Origin of the sequence: Motilimonas cestriensis, assembly GCF_021295315.1 — a bacterium.
Lineage (GTDB): Bacteria > Pseudomonadota > Gammaproteobacteria > Enterobacterales > CBDFNC01 > Motilimonas > Motilimonas cestriensis.
The window spans coordinates 137465-159785 of sequence record NZ_JAIMJA010000002.1; the positions used below are offsets into that span (position 1 = coordinate 137465).

Genomic DNA, 22321 nt, shown 5'->3' on the forward strand with positions numbered 1-22321 from the left:
TATTATTAATTTATTGCTTTGCCAAGCGCTTGCTCCAGTTGCCATTGTGCTGCTCCTTGCAAGCGCTTTCACTGTCGAACTGCACTTGGCGCTGCACATTCTTTAGTTTAATGCCTTGTTTTGCTAACGCTTGCTCGACCCATTGCTTAAATAGCGCATCTTGCTTATCAACCAAACATTGGCGCAGCTGATCTTGCTCAGTAAAAACACATGTCACTAATAAGCTGGTACTTACCTGCTGATAGTTAACACTATGGGTTAGCCATTCAAAACCAGCTACCTTTGTTAATGCTTGGTCACAAACTTGGGTTAATGCCGTCACGATTTGTTGTTCTATTTTTTTATCTATTTTTCGCATCTGTTCCTCAAACACAATAGGGCATGCTTACAATAAGGCTAACTCGTCATCAAAGCTCAACAGCTCCTAACAACCACGAGCATAAAACCATAAGTTTAATTGCCCCGCTGGAGTATAGGCAGGCATCCAGCCTTGCAACACCACATCAGGTTTTTCTGATGGATCGCAAATAGAATGGCTCATAACTTGAACGTACAACCACAGCTTATCATCAACATTAGTACTCTTAACAACCGAAACTGATGTTTCGCCGCTAACTGAAGCTGAAATATCACTTCCGCCGGGACGCGTAAAAATGTGACCTGCTGAAGCCGGAGTAATATAACTCAGTCTTTTCTGCAATAAAGAAGCCAGTGAATGGTATTTGGCTTGGGGAGTTGCCTGAATCCATACTGGGCCATCAGCCGTGCGTAGTTTAAACCAATCATTATGCTGCTCAAGCACAACGGCAGCTGGCGACTCATAATCAAACTCTTGTGTATCTAACAGGCTCACACTGCCGTCGGCCTTGTTGTGAACATTAACAATTAAACCTTCACAACCACCAACGGCAGCAAAGCGCCAAAATTGATCCACTCGGATCACCCCAACAGCTTGTTCAGACTCGCTCACGGAGTAAAGCGGGATCACTTTTGGTGAAAACTGTTCACAGGGACCATGACCAAAAAGTTCTGGTAAGGTTAATAAGCCAACAATGGGCGCTTCAGCAAATGCTGATGCCATGTGAATAATTAATGCCGCAACGACTGAGAATGCAGTTAGCATCATTCTCGTGCGCTTTACCTTGTAACATGTCATACACACGGCACTCCATTAATAGAGCTTAGCTATTTAGCTTGTCATCTCTAATGCTTTTTACATCTAGGCATCATTAACTTCTCGTGGCAATAATCTTGATCCCTAATGCAATCATGGCTCCGCCTAACACGCGATCTACCCAATGGCCTAGCTTTTTAAACTTCAAGTTAATCGCAGGGCGTGATAGCAAGCCAACCACGGCCGAAAACCATGCCATTTGGATCACCATCATCCACACACCATAAATCGCGATTTGCGATACGGGCATGTCAGGCGACAACACCACCGTGAACAATGAGACAAAATAAATCGGCGCTTTGGGGTTTAACGCATTACATAAAAAACCCATGCCGATGGTTTTTAAACCTGATCGAGCCGGTGCGATAGCTGCATTAGTGGTCGCTAACTCCGCTGGCTTAGCCATTAATCCTTTGATACCGATGTAAAGCAAATAACCGCCACCCAATATTTTGATCATCCACAATAAGCTAGTAGAGTTAGCAATAATGGCGGCCAAACCAAAGGCCGAGTACAAAATATGAATAGAGAGGCCAAGGGTAATGCCAATGCTACAAAGTAAGCCGGCTTTTTTACCATGGCTGAGAGTTTGCTGTGACACTAGAACAAAGTCTGGTCCAGGCGAAGCCGCCGCCAATAAATGAATTGAGGTAATGAGTAACAAACCTTGTATCAAATCCACAGCACGCTCCAACTATTATTTATTTCAATGATGATTCAATAAGCTAACAGATAATAATATGTCTTTCTAGCAGGTAGAGAGCATCAGTGATTCAGACTGACAAATCGCTGTTGTAGCTTTCTCATCAGCCACCCCACTAACACTAAGGTAACGGCTCCCGTTAACACGGGCGAAAGCAAAAACGGCCAAGCCTGCCCTGTTAACATGATTAGAATAGGATTCGCCCCCGCTGGTGGATGCGTCGTTTTCGTTACTAACATCGCCGAAACAGCCAACCCGGTTGCTAACGCTACAGTTAACGGAGTCACTCCGATATATTGAGCAAACACCAGCCCGATAGTCGCGGTGATCAAATGACCGACTATCACGTTTTTTGGCTGCGCTAGCGGACTTGCCGGCACACCAAAAACCAATACCGCTGTTGCTCCCAATGGCGCCATCAACCAAAGCCCCTGAAAACCTATTCCATGGGCAGCAAAACTGTCCGCTAATGAAAGTAAACCTATCGCCAAAAAAGCCCCTAACCCTGCCAATAACGACACCCCAATATGTCCCATATCATTCTCCCTCTCAATAAAAAAGTAGACAGATTTGTCTACACACCGCAAATGGTAGACAATTCGGTCTCCTTGTGTCAACATGTTTCTGTGCATGAAGGAGCAACACATGGGTAATGACAAGCGGCAATTATTGATCGACACAGGGCTTACTTTGTTTTATCAGCAAGGCATCAACTCTGTCGGCATCAATGAAATACTAAAAGTATCCGGGATAGCCAAAAAAACCCTCTACCACCACTTTTCGAGTAAAGAAGAATTAGTATTAGCTGCACTCGAAGCGCGGGATCAACGCTTTATCACTTGGTTAAACAATGAATTAACTCAGGTTCAGCAAGGCTTACCTAATGAGCTCAGTGACCACGCTAAAAACCAACGAGTGATCATCGGCTTATTTAATGCCTTAACTGCTTGGTTTAATAATCAAGTGCCCGAGCTTAGCCCATTTCGTGGCTGCTTTTTTATCAATAGTTCTTCTGAGTGCCACGGCCAATACCCTCAGGCAGCAGACTACTGCAAGGCGCATAAACACAAAATACGTCAACTGATTCAACAGCACTTACCCGAGGCGGACACGCCGCTATTGGATTTAGTTTATCTGCTAAAAGAAGGGGCCATCGTCTCAGCTCAAGTGGATCACGATTTACAAAGTGCACAAAAATGCGTCACTATCATAAAATGCTATTTAGCCAACCAATCAAGCGAGAGGAATCAATGACAAATATTCAATGGGGCATCATCGGCACCGGTAACATCGCCCACCAGTTTGCCAACGCACTGCAGCAGCTTGATGAAACAACCTTACTTGCTGTTACTTCTCGTCAACTTAGCTCAGCCAAAAAATTCGCCGATGAGTTCGCTATTGCAAGCGCTTTTGACACATTAGATACAATGCTAGCTCAGCCGGAATTAGATGCTGTCTATATCGCAACGCCTCACCCCCAACATTTCGCGCAGGCCAAAGCTTGCTTATTAGCGGGTAAATCGGTGTTGTGTGAAAAGCCAATGACATTAAATAAAGCTCAGTCTGAAGAGTTAGTGGCACTAGCGCGCAAACAGGGTGTGTTTTTGATGGAAGCCATGCTTATCCCCCTATTCCCTGCCATCGCCAAATTACAACAGCTTATCGAGCAAGGCACTTTGGGCGAAATAAAAGGTATTCAAGCCAGCATGGGCTTTAACGCACCAAGAGATTGGAGCAGTAGAATATTTAACCCTGAATTAGCAGGCGGTGCGCTGTTAGATATCGGTATTTACCCCCTTACTTTCGCTTATATGATCGCCCAATCAGCTCCGCTCTCGATACAAAGCCAAGTTGAAAAAGCGGTCACCGGCGTTGACTTACAGTCGAGCATCGCATTGAACTATAGCTCAGGCATTATTGCCAATTTATCCTGCAGTGTCGGTCACTACTTGCCTTGTACGGCTTGTGTCTTTGGCGATAAAACATGGGCAGAGGTAGTCAATTTTAGCTTTGGCCCTAGCCAAGTCATCATCAGAGATCAAATGGGAGAACAGCTCGAAGTGATTAATTGCGCCACCGAGCACAGCAGTTATTACCTTGAAGCGAAACACGTTAATGAGTGCTTGCGCGCTGGCTTGACTGAAAGTCCACTGGTTCCCCATCAGCAAACCTTAGCGGTGCTAGACATGATGGATAGCCTCAGGGCCCAATGGCAACTTACCTACCCAGGTGAATAAGAGTGTATAAAACTCATGGTTAAAAACATATGCAAAAACAATTAAAACGATAAAAGTAAACGTAGCTCACAAGTGCAGTTCAAACTATGTGCCTGAACGGCAGAATAAGGCAAAAAGTAAGTATTTAGTATGGGTCATATTTATAATTTATAACCATCTCATACATGGATGAAATAGTATTAGAAATGAAAATGGATTATTTCAAATTTGGCCTGTTCACCCTTTGGTACTTGTTGGTTGTTTTACTTAATCAAACACTCACGGTGCCGCTGGTGCTTAATTTTTATTTATATGGCCTGCCACTAATACTAGGTTTTATCTTAGGCGGCAAAGAAGATAGCCTAGAGAAAGTCGATTTAACGTTAGATGAGCTGAAACAGCTGAGAAGAAAAGAGCTCATCTACAAAACAGCTGGCGCCTTGGTGCTAACTGGGACGCTAGGCTTTTTTGCATTTAGTGTCGCTTAACCTTGTCATTCTAATATTACTTTCTCGCCAATAGCTGCAGCTGTTTGCCCTCATCAGCAAACAGCGGTTCGAGTTGTTGCAACCCTTCCAGCGCCATCACCAACTCGGCTCTTTGTGTCTTGGCAATGGTTAGCCAGTGTTCACCTTCCAATGCACCAACCAAGGCATAAAGCAAATTTAAGCTTGGCGTCTTACCTTGGTGCTGCGATACCTTAATAAACGCTTTGATAGCCCCCAGCTGGCGTAAAACTGTGATGCTATCGACACCAGCCGCCACTAACATTTGCTCTGATTTTGGCCCTAGACCAGGTAAATTACGTAATTTCATACCAGATAAAACCTCTTGCCCTAGATACAGAATAAGCAACTCATCATTTTAGCCAGTATACCCAATCAACATAGAGATGCTTGATTTCAGCATCTTCAAGTTGATTGGGGATATACAGCAAACAAAAAACCAGCCCGCAGGCTGGTTCATGGAGTAGGTATAACATATTCAGTGCGCTGCAAACATTACAGTCACGCAACTGAGAATTGGAATCTTTATTTTGGCATAATAACCGAGTCAATTACGTGGATCACGCCATTGCTCGCTTTAACATCAGTCATAACGACATTGGCATTATCAACTTGTACTGCACCATCTTTCACGGTAATCATCACTTTTTGACCTTGTACCGTTTCTGCGCTGTCTAGCTTAACAACATCCGCCGCCATGACTTTTCCAGCAACCACATGGTAGGTAAGAATAGACACTAGTTTGTCTTTGTTCTCAGGTTTGAGCAGCATTTCAACGGTGCCTTCAGGCAATTTTGCAAAGGCCTCATCTGTCGGAGCGAAAACCGTGAACGGACCATCACCTTTCAACGTATCCACAAGCCCTGCTGCTTTAACTGCTGCAACCAAGGTGTTAAAAGAGCCATTGCTTGCTGCCACATCAACGATGTCTTTTTTCATACCATGATGATCGGCATGAGCAGTTGCGACAAAAGCAAAGCTTGCCAAAACCAACGTGAAACTCGCACAAATTTTCTTAAACATTGTTAAGTCCTCTTTAAATTGCTGATTAATTGCTAAGCTTGCGCCTGCGGAGATGTTACGAGGTAGGTTGAATAAAAGATCAGCAATAAACAGACTTTAATCAATGAAACGGCAAATAAACAATCCGTTTTTATCAATCTTTTCCAACTGTTACAAAGAAACTAAAAACTACAAATAAAACTCAACAAAATACTTTAAACTAAATAAATCGCACAAATAATTACTTTATACCAAACAAAGGGGTTACTTTTTTCTTACAACTTTTATTACATGCACAAAACCAAACTCGTCGTGATAATAGAAGAGAAAAAACCTCAGCTTGATTGATCTTGATAGCGGATAATAAAGTAACCAGACTGTTAGCAACCCATATATTTTAATAGGAGCCACCATGAGCGACCAATTTATCAAATCCAAAGCGGCTATTGCATGGGGACCAAACCAGCCTCTTAGTGTTGAAGAAGTGGATGTCATGCTGCCGCGCAAAGGCGAAGTATTAGTGCGCATTGTCGCGACCGGTGTTTGTCATACCGATGCCTTTACCCTTTCCGGCGATGATCCTGAAGGTGTATTTCCTGCGATTTTAGGCCACGAAGGCGGCGGTATTGTTGAGCAAATTGGTGAAGGCGTCACCAGTGTCGCGGTCGGCGATCATGTCATTCCGCTATACACTGCTGAATGTGGCGAATGTAAGTTTTGTAAGTCAGGGAAAACCAATTTGTGCAGCGCCGTGCGCGAAACTCAAGGCAAAGGGCTAATGCCCGACGGCACCACCCGCTTTTACAAAGACGGCCGACCCATTTTTCATTACATGGGCTGCTCAACCTTCTCGGAATACACTGTGCTACCGGAAATTTCACTGGCTAAAGTCAGTAAAAAAGCGCCATTAGAAGAAGTGTGTTTATTAGGTTGCGGCGTCACTACCGGCATGGGTGCGGTACTCAACACTGCCAAAGTAGCGCCCGGCGATAACGTGGCTATCTTTGGTTTAGGCGGCATCGGCTTGTCTGCCATCATCGGCGCAAAAATGGCCGGAGCTAATCGCATTATTGGCGTCGATATCAACGAAAGTAAATTTGAGTTAGCCAAACAATTAGGTGCAACCGACTGCATTAATCCGAACAAATTCGACAAGCCGATTCAAGAAGTCATTGTTGAAATGACCGACGGCGGCGTCGAATATTCATTTGAATGTATTGGTAATGTGGATGTGATGCGCTCGGCTCTTGAGTGTTGTCATAAAGGTTGGGGCGAGTCAGTGATCATTGGCGTGGCGGGTGCGGGACAAGAAATTTCCACTCGTCCATTTCAACTGGTAACGGGTCGAGTATGGCGCGGCACCGCTTTTGGCGGCGTTAAAGGGCGCTCAGAGCTACCGGAATTAGTCGAGCGCTACCTTGCTGGTGAATTTGCCCTTAACGACTTTATCACCCACACCATGGCACTGGAGCAAATTAACGATGCATTTGACTTAATGCACAAAGGCGAAAGTATTCGCTCAGTGGTGCACTTCGCTAAATAGCTGCACTTTGCTAATTGTCAAATAAGTGCTGACCCGTTGTTATTTCGGGTCAGCATCACAAAAAGAGGACGCCATGAGCTCAAACGCCCCATCAACTCAGCTAGCGCAATTAAGCCAAGCCAAAGTCGCGGGTGGCTGGCATCAGCAATATCAACACCCAGCCAGCACCACCGCATGTAACATGCGCTTTGCCATCTTCTTGCCACCCAATGCCAGTGCAGCTAACAAGGTGCCGGTATTGTACTGGCTATCAGGACTCACCTGCAGCGATGAAAATTTCATGCAAAAAGCCGGCGCCTTTAAAATGGCCGCCCAGCTCGGCATGGCGATCGTCGCCCCTGATACTAGCCCGCGCGGTGATGAGGTGCCAGATGCGCCCGATGGCGCTTATGACTTAGGCTTAGGCGCGGGGTTTTACCTCAACGCCACTCAAGCGCCGTGGCAGCGCCATTATCAAATGTATGATTACATAGTGCATGAGCTCCCCCCATTGATTGAAGCTCATTTTCCCGTCACCACACAACGCGCCATTTCAGGTCATAGTATGGGTGGGCACGGCGCCTTAACCATTGCCCTGAAAAATCCGCAGCGCTACACCTCAGTATCGGCCTTTAGCCCGATCTGTCATCCAAGCAATTGCCCTTGGGGACAAAAAGCCTTTAGTCATTACTTAGGGGAGGATAAAGCAAGCTGGCTGGAATATGATGCAGCTGAATTACTCAAGGCCAATAAAACCGAGCTGTCGATATTAGTTGACCAAGGCGACGCCGATAACTTTTTAGCCGAGCAACTCAACCCGCAAAGCTTAGTCGATGCCGCGGCGGTATCAGGCAGTGCGCTCACCTTAAGAATGCAGCCGGGATATGATCACAGCTACTTTTTTATCTCGAGCTTTATTGATGAGCACTTAGCGTTTCATGCTAAGTATTTAGCATAAATGAGACAGGCCATTAAGTTGTACTTAATGGCCGTGCAGTTCAATCAAACTTGCCTGAACTCAGGGCACTCACTTTAAACTTAAAGCCTTGGTGAAATGGGTACTCCCTCTGCTCCAACAACACTAGCAAACCCATGAGCTTTATTGGAGTTCGTTTAATTCTTGGCTCGGCACAATCCTACGGCTATCTAGTAACCGCTCATTACCAATGACAAATATAATCCCCTCTTGCCAATCCTGCGGGGGCGTAAATACCACTTCGCCATTAAAAATAATGCGCCCAGCAGCACTCAACTTCCCAGTATCTTTCAACTCCCCTAGCCCCCAAGAAGGTGAGTCAGGATAGGGATTTGGCTTGACCTTAACATTATTTGAGGTGCCATCAAGTGCCCCCGGCAAGGCATGTACGACTAGCTGAGCAAATAAGCGCTCATCCCTTTTTATCACTTTAACGTCGATCAGCGAAAGAGGCCTTTTCGGATCATGAAGCGGGCGACTCTGTGGGTCGGATTCATAGCTTTCTTGCACTCTTACATCGACTTTAAATTGGTTATAAAGCATAAACATATTTACTAGAAAAAAATTTATACCTACTGAAACGAATGCAGCAAGAAAAAAATGAGATAAACGCTGCTGCTCAACCAAGCCAGCCACGACCAAAGCCGCGCCAAGTATTGTTGCGGGATAAAGCACAATAAGCCACATTCCTAACGCTATTCCAGAATGAAACCCATCCGTGATCTTCAATAGCTTACCAAGCATACCTGTTACGATAAGCACATGAAAAAGGGTAGCGATCGCTAAAGTCACCCCAATAACCATTGACCACTGTATTTTCATATAATCCCAAATATGCTGTTAAACAAAAGCAAACTCGCCAAATCTGCACAACCTAAGCTTGCTCAAAGAATGGCAAGCGACTGCCCTCTACTTCCAAACTTTATCAAAAATAAATACGTAACAATACTGATTCGCACCTCGACATAGATAAATCAAATAGATAACCTACCAAGCCAACTATGCACTGATGAGGATTTTTTTATGCGCAATATAGTTTCGGCTTTGTTTCTATCTAGTGTCAGCGGCTTGGCCTTAGCCAATAATGGCCAATTTGTTATTGCCAAACACGAGCTTGGCACATCACTGGCAACAACACAGTATTCCTATGTGCCCGTTGAGATACACGCCGATACCTCTGGCAAAAACTATACCACCCTCAGTGGGGCTTACGCCTCATATGTGCAAGAAATAGACGGAAAACATGGCCTGCACTATCGCCACTGGCTAAACGAAGTGAAAGCAAAGCTGACGGCTGCGGGCTACCAAATTAACCTTGAATGCGCAGAGCAATGCAGTACCAAACCCTATCGAGCCAAAATTGATGATAACTTCCGATATGACGGTTTATACAAAGTTGGTTATACCAACGCGAAAAAAAATCAATTTGGCTATATCACTGCGGTTAAAGGCAGCGCAGACCAGCAAGAGGCTGTCATTGTTTTCGCAAAACAAGGCTATAAAGACGCGTTATTACTCGCCTATGAGCAGATCTCTAGCACGCCAATGCCAAGTGCAGGGGTAAAGGTAGATAATAACTTTACTATTAAACCGATAGATTTTTCACAGCTTAAACCCGCCAAAAAAGATGCAAATGGCGCGGTAGACCACCCCATGCTGACACGTTTTCCCGGCAGTTATCTTGTTTGGTCTAGTCGCAATGATTTTGAACCTTACCCGTTAATTACCGGACCTTACAAGAAGAAGATCCCGACGAAAACCGTGGAAGGTAAAGTGACAACACTAAACTACCGAATTGATAAACATGTTGGCCCTTACGCGGTGCACAAAAATTATATGAATGCTTTATTAGATAATGACTTCCAAATCATTTTTGAGTGCTCGGCAACAACCTGCGGCAACATGATCCTGCGTGACAACTTGAAAAACACAGTGTTTGCCAAAAATCACAAGTCTGACATCTACAACATGGATAAAAAAAGTCACTTTTACCTGTTCACAGCAGAGAAACAAACACCCGAAGGAAAGATTTATACCTCAATGTATAGCTACCAAAACAGTGGTAAATACGAAGTTGAATTTGTTGCTGACATCATTGAAGAAAAATCAGTAAGCCAAGCCGATCTCAATATTGATAGCGATAGCTTAACGAAAGAAATTGCCGCTAAAGGCAGTGTTTCTTTGTATGGGATAGAATTTGATTTTAATAAACACACCATTAAAGAAAGCTCAACGCCACAGCTAAACGAGATAGCCGATTTTCTAAAAAAACAAGATCAAATTACCTTGTACGTGGTTGGTCACACTGACAATAAAGGTGCATTTGACTATAACCAAGGCCTGGCACAAAAACGCGCGGCAGAAGTGGTGAAAGTGCTGACACAAAACTACCAGATAAAACCCTCGCGGTTACATCCTGTCGGCGTTGGCCCTGTCGCGCCCAAAGCAGCGAATGACAGCGATAGCAACATGCAAAAAAATCGCCGAGTAGAACTGGTACTGAAGTCACCACTCGCGATTTAATCGCGTCGGCATAGTTGCGCAACCTACCTTGTCGTTAATGGCATGCAAGCCTGATACATCACGGTAGGTTGCTTGTTTTCTAGCGCTGGCAATCCACTTAAAAGGCATCGTTTATTGCGCCAGCAGATAGACAAAGCAGTTTATTGGTTTAGTTATCGGTTGTGTTCATGAGATGACCCCAGCAAGCACCATCAAAATGAGGGGATAACTTGAGTATTATATGTAATATTAAAGGTCGGTCACACTCTACAGCGCAGCGGCTTCATTCAACACGGCATTTAAACACAATTAACACAGTGAGTTCAGCTTGGTTACTCAACATTATTTCCCGCTTGCTCATGCGGGCTACATTGCAGTTTGTATGTAGATAAATATACTAAAATCGTCAAAATAGGTCTTTATAATGAAAGTTCATATTTATCAACAACATCCTAATGCAAACCCAGATAAAGGTTTGAGTATCCATAGCGATAGTGACAAAAATGTTAAAACGAATGTCTCAACGCCTCAGTCTCATGTTGCAGAACGTGAGGAGACAAAAGTTAGCTTATCCTCTGAAGCATTAACAATACTTGATATTGATAAAAAACAAAGTAAAAAGACCTTTGAGCAGAAAGAAATAGAATATGGGTTAGCCAAACAACAGTATGAGGAAAAGGTAAACAACCTACCTGTTGATTACAGGAAAATGAAACAGGTAAAAGATAGGCTTGCCGAAGAAATAAAAATATTGAAAGCTGAAGTATCGAAAATAAAACAGTCAAATACACTCAATAAAGAGAAAAAAGAACAAGAAATAACGGCACTCGAACAACAGATAGCCAGTAAAAGTTTGACTGTAATTGAAATAAGCGAAGAATTTGCCCAAAAGCTCAAAGAACAAGAGCGAAGTAAACAAATTTCTCCTGAAAGTGCGGCTGATATGCTGAAAACCTTCCACTCTTCTCCACCAAAAGCTCCTGAAGAAAAGAGACTGTAAATAATTAATCATCAATGAATCAGGCAATTACATGACATGTGAATCTAGCGGCGACATTGTAAAAGAAACATCATATAACCTATAGTCAATCAAGCTTATCTAAAATGCCCCCCCTCGAAACGCGACAAATTGAACCGAGTGCAGATTAATATGGATAAAAACCATTGTGAGCTATTCTTTAAGAAGCGCTTTTAAGGGAGGCTGATAATGGCCAAATATTATAGCCTGTTGCTAACAATTTTTTTTGCCACCACCAGCTTTGCCCAAAAGATCGATCTGGTAACGTTGCAATACCCGCCCTACCAATACGAGTCAGCCGGAGAAGTAAAAGGCATTGCGGTCGATATTGTTAAAGAAGCCTTTGGCCGCTTGGGCATTAAAGCTGAAATTAGAGTATTGCCTTGGTCTAGGGCCATTCGCTATATAGAGCAAGGACAAGCAGATGCCATTTTTACTGCGTTTAAAACCCCTGAACGAGAAAAGTTTGCCGATTACTCTAATGAAATACTGCTTTGGCAAACCATTTCTTTGTTTGTTAGATCTGATTCTACCTTGGAATTTAATGGCGATTTGAAAACCCTCAGAGGAATGACTGTCGGCGTTGTTAAAGGTGTTAATTATGGCAAGTCGTGGGATGCGGCAATGAATGAAGGTGTATTTAATAGCGTCGAGCTAAGTAATGAAGGCGAACAAAACATGCGTAAATTACTGGTTGGCCGAGTTCCCATCATTGTCAGTAATCGCTTTGGCGCTTATGCTAACGTGAACAAAACGGCCCAACTTAATGATATTCGTGAACTCAAGCCAGCCTTAGAGCATATTGCCAGTTATATTGCCTTTTCAAAAAAGCGTAACTTAGCACTAACGCGGGATCAATTTGACCAAACGCTAAAGCAGATGAAGCAAGATGGTAGCTATCAAAGGATCATTAGCACCTACTATAATGAGTTTCGCTAACTAGCACTCGCCCATTATTCTAACGAGTCAGTTAAAGCTGCCAATACTTGCGTGACGATACGTTGGTGATTTTGCGGCCTAGACTGATGCCCAATTTCTTGGCAAAGAATCGCCTCTCCCTCTGAAGTAAGTATTTTTATACCTTGCTTTGTACAAACAGCAAAGGCACTAAATTCTGTTGCATTGTTTATTTTTGTTAGCTTTAACCTTGGAAGAGCAGATAGTAATTTGGCTGGTTTTAGTACCTGATTGTGATCCTTGAAGGCTATGAACTTGCAATGGCTCTTGATCACGGTGACTTGTGATCAAGAGCCAGGCTTACGGAGCCTTAATAACAACATTAAGCAGCATTATCTTTGCCTTCAGCAGTATGCTCTAAAACAGGATGATGTTGGTTAATCACGATGGTTTTAGGCTTCATCGCTTCCGGGATTTCTTTCACTAAACTAATCATCAATAATCCGTTGCTCAGATCCGCTCCTGTTACTTTGACAAAGTCCGCCAAATTAAATTTACGTTCAAAACTGCGATTTGCGATACCTTGGTATAAATATTTACGCTCTTCCTTGTTAGGCTTTTTACCACAGATACTGAGTACATTCTTTTCAACCTGAATATCGAGTTCATCCTCTGTAAAACCCGCTACAGCAAGGGTTATCGCGTAACGATTTTCATCAAGCACTTCTATGTTGTAGGGCGGGTAGCCAACTGATGCGTGATCAGACGCTAGCGCATTATCAATTAACGCACCTAAGCGATCAAAGCCAATGCTGCTGCGGTAAAGTGGGGTTAAATCAACTGGGTTCATAATACATCCTCCATTAGAAGCAATATAAAACAAAAGCAATTAATTTGAGGGAGTCTCATTAATTGAGCATCTCTCCTCATCCATTTATCTAGGGGCAAGTAAAACACTTTCAAGTATTTTTTTATCTTTTTTTCATCTCCCGCTAAGCGCATATTGCATACACATCTTGTGCGCTATTTCGCTTAGTAACTGAGCGTTACGATACTAAAAATACTGAACAAACGGTGAATATAAATACAAACGTAGCAATCGATAAAGAAGCCTAATTACTGACGCCATCAGAGGGCAATGTATTTAAAACATCTTCAATGCTTTGCATGCTGATGGGTTTATAAAAGTGGCTATTAGCACCTAGCTGGTAAATTCGCGTTAAAGTACTATTAGCAATATTCGCGGTAACCACCACAATTGGCGTACTAATGTTCAGATCTCGGCGAATAATATCAATGGCTTGAAAACCATCCATAACGGGCATATTCAAATCCATAAAAATCACGTCAAAGGCTTGGTGCTTAACTAACTCGATAGCCACTAAGCCATTTTCTGCCCATTGCGAAGTAATATTTAGGCTTTTAAGCAACTGCTCTAAGATCATGGCATTGACTTTATCATCTTCAACTATCAACACATGCTTGATAACTTTACCGGTCTTTGGCTTTAGCTCTGATGGGTCAATTTGAATGGGTAAACTTATATTGACTGCTGCGCCATGGGGCTGCACATCACTAAACTTAACAATGCCGTTCTGCGCAGCAACAATGTATTGCACTCGCGCTAAGCCGGTTTGTAGGCCTTGAAAGTGGTTATCTTCTAAATGCTTTTCCTGCTCGATATAGGGATAAACCTGCTGAAAACCGACTCCAGTATCGCTAACATGAATGTGTAATTGCTGTTCACTGAGGCTCAATGAGATCTTAATGCTGCCTTGGTTGGTGTACTTTAGCGCATTAGTTAATAACGCCATCATAACCTGCTGTAAGCGGGGATGATCAAACTCAGCGCTGCAATCAAGCGCAGGGTCGAGATGAACCTCAAAGCTTAGTATCTTCTCTTGGCAAGCAAATTCAAAAGGAGCAATAACGGACACTAAGGTATGCTGCAAGTTTGCCTTGGTAGGATTAAGCTGCCATTGGCCGATGCTCAACTGATGGAAATCGCGTAATTCATCCAGCATAACGACTAACCTATTCACACAGTAGTGAGCCTGGGTTTTAACCGCCTGTTGTTCATCAGCTAAGGTGAGTGTATCAATAGCAGTAATTAAACCTTGTAATGGCGTTCTAAACTCATGGCTTACTCTCGCGATAAAACGATCCTTGCCTTGGCTAATTTGCTCGGCGCGGTTTTTTTGCTCCTTGTAACGCGAGAGCGAATCGGCGATAGTTTGCTCCATCGGCGCAAATATAAATTTCAATTCAACAAGCAAGAGCGTCAGCGCTAAAAACCAAAAGCCATACTCGATCTTCGAGACTAGGTTTACTTTAGCCACCGCTTGTTGCTCAAACAGAGTGACCGCACCATCAAGTTGACGTAATAACCGCTCAACTTCTTCAACCTCAAACTCACTCATATCAACATCTACAAAATTAACAGCTCGCGGCAATTGAAGTTCAGCTACCAACTGATTTGCACTGGCTAAGTAATCGCGAGTGGTGGCATCAAGACCCGCAGGCATCGCAAAGTAATATTCTTGTAGTTCACTATCCAACAGTAAGTATTGCCCTTGTTCATTCTTCTGTGTAATAAACTCATGGCCCGACAAAAATTGGCTCAATGCCTGTTTCAGCATCTTAAGATGTTGCAGCTGATGCTCAGCATTACTGACTAAGAGCGCATGACCGTGCAACGCAATTTTTTGCGATAACATGCGCTGCTTACCGGCTATGTTTATAACCTTAGTATCCGCTTGTTGTACTGAAATTAAGTGCTGAATAAGCAATCCTGAGCCACTGATCAATATTGCAATTGCCAGCAACGCCCAACGGTAGCGAAAGCGGATATCAGCAACGATATCAAGCATAAAGGTTTCCTTAGAAGCATTTTTTTAAGTGTAGCAGATCGACTTTTAATACTTAGCAGGCAAGATTAAATAGCGTGATGAGCAACAACAAAGGTCACAAAAGGCCTCTAAGGAGATGCTTCTATTGCGATGTGGGCTAGCCGCACTTACATAAAATTAAATAAGTGCGGCTATGGTTCTTCGGGTAAACATTGCTCTTCCTAAGCAGCCTGCACCTTAAATTGGGCCACAAGTCGCTGTAAGTTACTACTCAGTTTGGCCACTTCTTGGCTGGTTATGCGGGTTTGCTCCGCGCCAGCTGATGTTTCTTCGGCGACATTTTTTATATTAACAATATTTCGGCTCACTTCTTTGGTCACCGATGACTGCTCTTGAGCAGCAGTAGCAATTTGCGTGCTTAACTCTAAAATGGTGTTGATCGCTAAGGTCACTGAATTTAAAAATTTACCGGTTTGCTCGCCTTGCGCCAACGTAGTACTTGAGTTGACACGGCTTGTTTCCATCACATTCACCGCTTGCTCAGCTCCTGCTTGTAACTCTGAAATAATCACTTCTATTTCCGAGGTTGAATCTTGTGTACGCTGAGCTAAAGTTCTCACTTCATCAGCAACCACTGCAAAACCGCGCCCTTGCTCACCCGCTCTGGCAGCTTCTATCGCCGCGTTCAAAGCCAATAAATTTGTTTGGTCGGCAATGCCTTTAATTACATCCAATACTTTACCTATGCTCTCACTTTGTAACTTAAGTTTGTCGATCACATCCGCGGCACTGCCCACATCTAAGGCCAAGGTTTTAATCGAGTTAAGAGTCTCGACAACCAATTGATTACCCGACATAGCTTCGTTGTCGGCATTTTTTGCAGCTAAGGTTGCGCTTTCAGTATTGTGCGCCACCTCTTCAATGGTGAGCGCCATTTGATTGATGGCTGACGCTAATTGGGTGGTTTCACTGTTTTGTTGATTTAATCCTTTACTCGATTCATGACTGACCTGAGTCATTTCTTCTGCTGCCTTGACCAGTTGATTAGAAGAACTGACAACCTCTGCAATAATACTTTCTAATTTAGCCATGAACGCATTGAAATGATTACTTAATTGGCCCACTTCATCATGAGAATGAATAACTAGTCGCCGCGTTAAATCACCTTCACCTTTAGCAATATCACCCAAGATAACATTGGCTTGTCGCAGCGGACCAACAATGCCTTTAGCAATAACGATAGCAATTACTATGCCCATCGCAATTGCGATGAATGTTCCCATAATACTGACGGTTTTGGCTGTTTGCGAGGCCGCTAACTGGGTTTCACCGCGAATAACAATTAACACTTCCTCTGCATCAACGATGTCTTTTAACACCTGACGCGTTTGATCCATATACAACTTGCCTTTACCTTGCGCCATCATGTCAGAGATATTCTCGATAGTCATAGGGAAGCGGCTCATTTCACGTCGTGCATCGATTTCAGGTTGCGCGGCTTGTTTTATCCAATCAGCAATTCTATTTTGCAATGCATCGACATCGGCTGCCGAAACAGCTGAATAGGCAAGCCCACTACGCAATTGCTCAATGTGACCCTTGAGGCTTTGTTGCCCTTGGTTAAAAGGCTCTAATGATTCATCTAAACCTGTCAGTAAAAAACCGCGCTGCCCTGTTTCCATATTCACTAGGTCTAAGGTAAGTAACGTGACTAATTGAGCGCCACTAGTATTGCCCTCGCTATCGAATTTGCTATTTAAGCCTGCCAACATAGCTCGAATACTGTCGAAAATTTGCTTGCCGACGGTGCGTGACGATACCTCTTTAAAATGTTGATTAGCTTTTGCACCTTGGCTCACTAACCTACGCGCTGCAATTTCAGGCTCAGCGACTTCTTCTAGCCATTTAGACTTTAACTCATTAACTTCATTCCAGCGCTCAACTTGAGCGGGATTATCACTGGTTAGCTGCTTGCCCTTGCTAATCAACTCATTAAAACGCGCCTTGCCTGAATTATACGGCTCTAAGTATTCGTCTTTACCCGTAATCATAAAGCCACGCTGGCCGGTTTCCATATCCACCATGGCAGCATTTACAGAATCAGCATTGCGGATAACATCATAGGTATGATTGACCCAACGAGATGCATCACTAATGGACGAAATACTCAAATAAACGACCGTTGACACGATAGCCATAAGCAACAAAACCAGCCCGTAGCCGGCAAAAATCTTTTGGCGGATCATCATCCGGTTAAACATAAGCATGAGCTATTCCTTTTAGCAAAATGAACCCTTGAAGGTTGATTTAATTTTTACATTGCCATCAAGTTATCGGATAGAAATAGCAAACAATCAATTTTCTTAATTAAAATAATTTCTAATAAAACGTATGTGCAATAAGAAATATATTTAATATAAGGACAAATAATTCAGGAGATAAATAAGGTTATCAAATAAATAGCGCAGATCCTTTTCCGGCGGCCTGCGTATTGAACCGTTATTTTGAAGAGCTTGATTAAGGCAACTTGTGTAGCCAATCGGTTTTGCCCGAGCCGATGATTTGCAAAGTGAGTTATGCTAGGTTGTTAGAAACTCGGCGCACGACAATGGAATAAAAATAGAGGAAACAACATTATGGCAAGTTATGTTCCAGCAAAAGTTTGGACGCAAGAAAGTGATAATGGTGGTACTTGGGCCAGCATTAATCGCCCTACAGCAGGCGCGAGACACGAGCAAACACTCCCCAAAGGTAAACATTCACTGCAGCTCTATTCCATGGGCACGCCCAATGGCCAAAAAGTGACTATTATGTTGGAAGAGTTACTCGCACTGGGTGAAACGGCTGCTGAATACGATGCCCATTTAATAAAAATTGGTGACGGTGACCAATTCTCATCAGGCTTTGTTGATATTAACCCTAATTCCAAGATCCCAGCCCTACTCGATACTTCAATCCCAACCCCAATTAATGTGTTTGAGTCAGGCGCAATTTTGCTTTATCTGGCCGAAAAATTTAGTCATTTTTTACCGAAAGACTTAGCTGCACGCACCCAAGTAATGAACTGGTTGTTTTGGCTACAAGGCTCTGCGCCTTATCTCGGCGGTGGCTTTGGCCATTTTTACGCCTATGCGCCAGAAAAGCTTGAATACCCAATTAACCGCTTTGCCATGGAAACCAAGCGGCAATTAGACTTGCTTGACAAGCAGCTGGCTAAGCAGAGCTATATCGCCGGTGAAGAGTATAGCATTGCCGACATCGCTATTTGGCCTTGGTACGGCTGCTTAGTGCTGGGTGATATATACGATGCCGCCACCTTTCTAGATGTTGAAAGTTACCCTAACTTGCAACGCTGGGCTAAGCAAATTGCTGCCCGTTCAGCCGTGCAGCGTGGCAAGATAGTTAACCGCACTTGGGGTGAGCCTTGGGAGATGTTGGCAGAGCGCCATCAAGCTCAAGATATTGATGCGGTTTTAGCCTTAGCGCCCTCAACATAGATAAAGGTTAAAAAAGGCTTACTGGTAAATACCAGTAAGCCACTTTTTCGCCAATTGAGACTCATCAATACTGATGGAATACCCATATCAAAAACAGCCCTGATAATTGCAAACACATGATTAAACTAGCCACAATTATAATAAGTTGTGCATTACTTTTGAGCTGCAGTAAACCTGAGCAGCTAGCAATCAACCAATACAATGAGTTGCTTGCGCAAGCATTCGAACACCCCGTCACATCAAAAAGTAGTCAGCACTTTCCAGCGCGTCGTGATTTAACCTTGGCTGAACTCGACTCGCAGCTCACCCTGCTGGAGAGTTTGCAATTAAAACAGTGTGATTTACTGTATCTGGCTAGCGAAAAAAATCAGATTTTAAATAAACATCAAAGCGGGGCTGACAATTTTGTGTTTCAACTGACCTTACTTAATCAGTTAACTCAGTGTTTGCAAACAGAGCAAGAAATGCCCAATAGTGAGCGTGATTTTTTATCCGCTCTGGCGCAAGAAAAACGCGCCAAGCTACCCAGTTATTTTTGGAACCTATTATTTAGTGATGAACCCAGCTATCACTTTTTTGCCCAATACACTCAGCTATATCCACTGTCAGGTCACCGCTTTGCTGTAGCAAGTCAGCAAAGCCTTAGTTACTTAATTGAAATTAAACAGCAAATTAACACCATTTCAGCATCATCAGCGGCGAGCATTCCAGCGTCTTTGCTAACACAGTTAAAACAATTACCTGAGCACTTAGCCATTTTGGCGCAAAGTCGCTATATCGCTAGCCTGCTACACAGTGCTGATCTTGCCAGTACTCAATTAGAGCAAGCGACTTCCCTACTCACCACGCACCAAGCCGACATAGACTGCCATAGTAAGCGTAACAACGTGCCTTTTAGCCAGTTGAAAGCCATTTTTTCGCATCGCTTTATTAAACAAATGCAACCTTACCTAAGCCAAATAAACACTGAGTTGCATCAGGTAATGCCATTGTTAGCTTCCTTACTCAAGCCCTATCCCACCCAACTTGAGGCTGATGTCACTGCACAACTAGATAACGTATTAGCAACGCAACAGCGCTTACAGCAAGCTAACCTTGCCCACCAGCAACAGTGGCAAACCTTGTTTGAACGCTGCCAACAAAAAGTCGGTAGCTAAGCGGAAAATAAAATTTTGTCGTAAAACATACGACATCTGGCAGTGATGAGCATAAACAGAACTGAAGTTAAAAATTGTTTTCAACTAAGCTGTGATCTAACGCCAGCGTTTTTTATTTGGTTTGCTGTTAGCATCCGAAAAATTTGGCGATGTATGCACTAAGGAATATGATGAAATTGCGTTTTTACCCCCTGCTTGCAGTCTTACTGTTCGGATTTAGCTCCGCTCAACTTAGCCACGCCGAGGTAAAACCAGAGCTACTGCGCACAAGTACCAACACACAGCACAGCTTTAAACAAGACGCTCAGTTAATCAAAGCCAAATATGAAGCCGCCTTATTTACCCTAACGCCTTACACCTTTGCGCATTTTGGCCTGCGCATGTATCGACAAACTCAAGACCCTAAGTACGCCTTATCACTCTGGGTGGATGCCGTGCGCATCGCTAATAGCCTCAGTAAATTTGCCAATGAAGTTGAAACGCCTGAGCAAGTTCATCAATATTCATTACAAAAACTCAACCAGCTTAAAGGAAAAAAAGACGAGCGCTCAAAGCGCCGTTATCAAGCCACGTTAGCTTATCCTGAGTATCTGTTTCTCGGTATTAATTTACTCAGCAATATGGCCAGGGCTAACGAGTTTGGTCTGAAACATCAACAAGATGCTAAACTACGAGCGATACTTAGACGCTATGATTTTGCCGCTTATGCCAGCGCCCCTGAAATGATTAAAGCATGGGCAGCGCAACTGGCTAATCAAGTGTATTGGCTGCGTCAATTAGGAGAGCAAGACGTGGTGGCGGAGTTTACTAAAGGACTTCGCTTGGCATATCCTGACGCGCGAGATCATCTTCTGAGTGAGCAACAGTTTAATAATAAAATTTACGGCCTCAGCCATATTATTTTTGCTGACTCACAATACTATTTACACCCAGTCAAAGAGTCAGATCATCAATGGATTTATGACTACTACCGCAACAATATCGACGAGATCCTGAAACGCTGTAAAGAAGATGTGATTGCCGAGGTAGGCATTAACTTTTTATTAGCCCAGTTAGATAACGATCCTGTGGTGTTGAAAACCCGCATCGCTATTAGCGCGGCGATCGACCGTCAGCACCATATGGTGCCATCTGTGACTGGGGACCTCGAGCTAGAGCGCGGCGAGCACCGCAATGTGTTAGCGATAATGCTACTGGATTGGCAAGGTTTCTTAACTGAGAAATCGTTGCAAGCGTCGCCAGATATAGTAGTTAATCCGCCTTATGGCTTGGTGCGCAAATAATCGAATAAATAATAGGCTCATGTCTAAGCTAGCTTGGTCATGAGCCTTTTCAAAAAATTAAACCTGTTTGTTTTGCAGTGTCCACAAGTGCATTAAATCCAGCGCGATGGTAGCACCGGCTAACGCTGTTACTTCACTATTATCATAAGCCGGAGCCACTTCTACCACGTCCATGCCCACAATCGGTAGCCCTTCAAGACCACGAATAATTTTTAATACCTTGTCGGTAGTTAAACCGCCACACACCGGCGTGCCCGTACCCGGTGCAAACGCAGGATCAATACAGTCGATATCAAAGGTTAGATACACAGGTAAATCGCCCACCGTTTGTTTGATTGATGCAACGATGTCTGCCACCGATAAATCATTAGCCTGCATCGCGTTAATAACATTAAAGCCATGCTCTTTTTCGGTATATTCAGTGCGAATACCAATTTGCACTGAACGATGCTTATCAATTAAGCCTTCATTAGGGGCATGATAAAACATGGTGCCGTGATCGTAGCGGCTACCGTTGCTATAGGTATCGGTATGGGCATCAAAATGAATTAACGCCATTTGACCGTACTTTTTCGCATGGGCACGTAGCAGCGGTAAGGTGACAAAATGATCGCCGCCTAAACCTAATAACGTTTTGCCGCTGGCCAATATTTGGTCTGCTGCCGATTCAAGCTGATCGCAAAACGCTTGCGAGTCGCCGCAGCTATAGACCAAGTCGCCAGCATCGACAATTTTAGTATGTTGCAGCAGATTAAATTGCCAAGGAAAACGGCGGCCTTCCCAAGCTAAGTTAACCGATGCCCGGCGAATAGCATCAGGCCCCATGCGCGCACCTGAGCGGCCTGACGTGGCCATATCAAACGGCAATCCCAGCACCACAATATCAGCATCGGTGTGCAATGGGTTTTGCACTAGGGGCTGACGTAAAAACGTCATGGCATTGGAATACAAGGAGTTGTCCACTTGCTGAAATACATCGTTCATCTGCATTGAGCCTTTCATTGACTTGCTATTACCTT

General features: G+C 43.7%; 22 protein-coding genes. 11 read left to right on the top strand and 11 right to left on the bottom strand.

Annotated elements, in window-relative coordinates; all coding sequences use genetic code 11:
* Positions 1-10: 10 nt before the first annotated feature.
* From K6Y31_RS02380 to K6Y31_RS02395, 4 genes are all read right to left on the bottom strand, one after another.
* On the bottom strand, positions 11-358 hold the full coding sequence (locus K6Y31_RS02380; RefSeq protein ID WP_233051251.1) for a Fis family transcriptional regulator: 348 nt from the start codon (positions 356-358) through the stop codon (positions 11-13).
* Positions 359-424: 66 nt separating this feature from the next.
* A complete protein-coding gene (locus tag K6Y31_RS02385) occupies positions 425-1126 on the bottom strand; it encodes a hypothetical protein (protein WP_233051252.1) in 702 nt (233 codons plus the stop codon).
* Between the two features lie 103 nt (positions 1127-1229).
* Complete coding sequence (locus K6Y31_RS02390; RefSeq protein ID WP_233051253.1) at positions 1230-1856, bottom strand: LysE family translocator; 627 nt, start codon at positions 1854-1856, stop codon at positions 1230-1232.
* A gap of 83 nt (positions 1857-1939) precedes the next feature.
* Positions 1940-2413, bottom strand: a complete 474-nt coding sequence (locus tag K6Y31_RS02395; protein ID WP_233051254.1) for an HPP family protein — start codon at positions 2411-2413, stop codon at positions 1940-1942.
* A 109-nt stretch (positions 2414-2522) separates the two neighbouring features.
* On the opposite strand from K6Y31_RS02395, the gene K6Y31_RS02400 reads away from it, so the two are divergent.
* The 3 genes from K6Y31_RS02400 to K6Y31_RS02410 all read left to right on the top strand — a co-directional run bounded on the left by K6Y31_RS02400 (position 2523) and on the right by K6Y31_RS02410 (position 4581).
* A complete protein-coding gene (locus K6Y31_RS02400) occupies positions 2523-3131 on the top strand; it encodes a TetR/AcrR family transcriptional regulator (protein ID WP_233051255.1) in 609 nt (202 codons plus the stop codon).
* Complete coding sequence (locus K6Y31_RS02405) at positions 3128-4114, top strand: Gfo/Idh/MocA family protein (RefSeq protein WP_233051256.1); 987 nt, start codon at positions 3128-3130, stop codon at positions 4112-4114. Before K6Y31_RS02400 ends, K6Y31_RS02405 begins: the two co-directional genes overlap by 4 nt.
* 164 nt (positions 4115-4278) lie before the next feature.
* Entirely contained in the window at positions 4279-4581 is a 303-nt protein-coding gene (locus K6Y31_RS02410) for a hypothetical protein (RefSeq protein ID WP_233051257.1), read from the top strand.
* Between the two features lie 16 nt (positions 4582-4597).
* Here the strand turns inward: K6Y31_RS02410 and K6Y31_RS02415 are convergent, their stop codons facing one another.
* Both K6Y31_RS02415 and K6Y31_RS02420 read right to left on the bottom strand, forming a co-directional pair.
* Positions 4598-4909 carry a TfoX/Sxy family protein gene (locus K6Y31_RS02415; protein ID WP_233051258.1) on the bottom strand — a complete coding sequence of 104 codons (312 nt, stop codon included), beginning with the start codon at positions 4907-4909 and terminating at the stop codon, positions 4598-4600.
* Positions 4910-5124: 215 nt separating this feature from the next.
* A complete protein-coding gene (locus tag K6Y31_RS02420; RefSeq protein WP_233051259.1) occupies positions 5125-5622 on the bottom strand; it encodes a fasciclin domain-containing protein in 498 nt (165 codons plus the stop codon).
* Between the two features lie 391 nt (positions 5623-6013).
* Here K6Y31_RS02420 and K6Y31_RS02425 point away from each other — a divergent pair, with 391 nt between their 5' ends.
* Together K6Y31_RS02425 and fghA are read left to right on the top strand one after the other, a co-directional pair.
* Entirely contained in the window at positions 6014-7144 is a 1131-nt protein-coding gene (locus K6Y31_RS02425) for an S-(hydroxymethyl)glutathione dehydrogenase/class III alcohol dehydrogenase (RefSeq protein ID WP_233051260.1), read from the top strand.
* Positions 7145-7217: 73 nt separating this feature from the next.
* Positions 7218-8081 (top strand): S-formylglutathione hydrolase, encoded by an 864-nt coding sequence (fghA, locus tag K6Y31_RS02430; protein ID WP_233051261.1) that lies wholly within the window; start codon positions 7218-7220, stop codon positions 8079-8081.
* Positions 8082-8222: 141 nt separating this feature from the next.
* On the opposite strand, the gene K6Y31_RS02435 is transcribed toward fghA, so the two are convergent.
* Positions 8223-8921 carry a hypothetical protein gene (locus K6Y31_RS02435; protein WP_233051262.1) on the bottom strand — a complete coding sequence of 233 codons (699 nt, stop codon included), beginning with the start codon at positions 8919-8921 and terminating at the stop codon, positions 8223-8225.
* A 201-nt stretch (positions 8922-9122) separates the two neighbouring features.
* Here K6Y31_RS02435 and K6Y31_RS02440 point away from each other — a divergent pair, with 201 nt between their 5' ends.
* From K6Y31_RS02440 to K6Y31_RS02450, 3 genes are all read left to right on the top strand, one after another.
* A complete protein-coding gene (locus tag K6Y31_RS02440) occupies positions 9123-10622 on the top strand; it encodes an OmpA family protein (RefSeq protein WP_233051263.1) in 1500 nt (499 codons plus the stop codon).
* 403 nt (positions 10623-11025) lie between these two features.
* A complete protein-coding gene (locus K6Y31_RS02445; protein ID WP_233051264.1) occupies positions 11026-11601 on the top strand; it encodes a hypothetical protein in 576 nt (191 codons plus the stop codon).
* Between the two features lie 207 nt (positions 11602-11808).
* Positions 11809-12558, top strand: a complete 750-nt coding sequence (locus tag K6Y31_RS02450) for a substrate-binding periplasmic protein (RefSeq protein WP_233051265.1) — start codon at positions 11809-11811, stop codon at positions 12556-12558.
* A gap of 340 nt (positions 12559-12898) precedes the next feature.
* Here K6Y31_RS02450 and K6Y31_RS02455 read toward each other — a convergent pair whose 3' ends face one another.
* The 3 genes from K6Y31_RS02455 to K6Y31_RS02465 all read right to left on the bottom strand — a co-directional run bounded on the left by K6Y31_RS02455 (position 12899) and on the right by K6Y31_RS02465 (position 17632).
* Positions 12899-13366: an Hsp20 family protein gene (locus tag K6Y31_RS02455; protein WP_233051266.1), complete on the bottom strand. Its 468-nt coding sequence runs from the start codon at positions 13364-13366 to the stop codon at positions 12899-12901.
* 262 nt (positions 13367-13628) lie between these two features.
* Entirely contained in the window at positions 13629-15386 is a 1758-nt protein-coding gene (locus K6Y31_RS02460) for a response regulator (RefSeq protein WP_233051267.1), read from the bottom strand.
* 200 nt (positions 15387-15586) lie between these two features.
* Positions 15587-17632: a CHASE3 domain-containing protein gene (locus K6Y31_RS02465; protein WP_233051268.1), complete on the bottom strand. Its 2046-nt coding sequence runs from the start codon at positions 17630-17632 to the stop codon at positions 15587-15589.
* Between the two features lie 369 nt (positions 17633-18001).
* Here K6Y31_RS02465 and yghU point away from each other — a divergent pair, with 369 nt between their 5' ends.
* The 3 genes from yghU to K6Y31_RS02480 all read left to right on the top strand — a co-directional run bounded on the left by yghU (position 18002) and on the right by K6Y31_RS02480 (position 21302).
* The gene (gene yghU, locus K6Y31_RS02470; protein ID WP_251080741.1) at positions 18002-18862 is read left to right on the top strand and encodes a glutathione-dependent disulfide-bond oxidoreductase; all 861 of its coding nucleotides are present in this window, start codon (positions 18002-18004) and stop codon (positions 18860-18862) included.
* A 158-nt stretch (positions 18863-19020) separates the two neighbouring features.
* Entirely contained in the window at positions 19021-20019 is a 999-nt protein-coding gene (locus tag K6Y31_RS02475) for a DUF3080 family protein (RefSeq protein ID WP_233051269.1), read from the top strand.
* A 170-nt stretch (positions 20020-20189) separates the two neighbouring features.
* Positions 20190-21302, top strand: coding sequence for a DUF3541 domain-containing protein (locus K6Y31_RS02480; protein ID WP_233051270.1), 1113 nt, complete (start codon positions 20190-20192; stop codon positions 21300-21302).
* Positions 21303-21359: 57 nt separating this feature from the next.
* On the opposite strand, the gene speB is transcribed toward K6Y31_RS02480, so the two are convergent.
* On the bottom strand, positions 21360-22286 hold the full coding sequence (gene speB / locus K6Y31_RS02485) for an agmatinase (protein ID WP_233051271.1): 927 nt from the start codon (positions 22284-22286) through the stop codon (positions 21360-21362).
* Between the last annotated feature and the right edge of the window lie 35 nt (positions 22287-22321).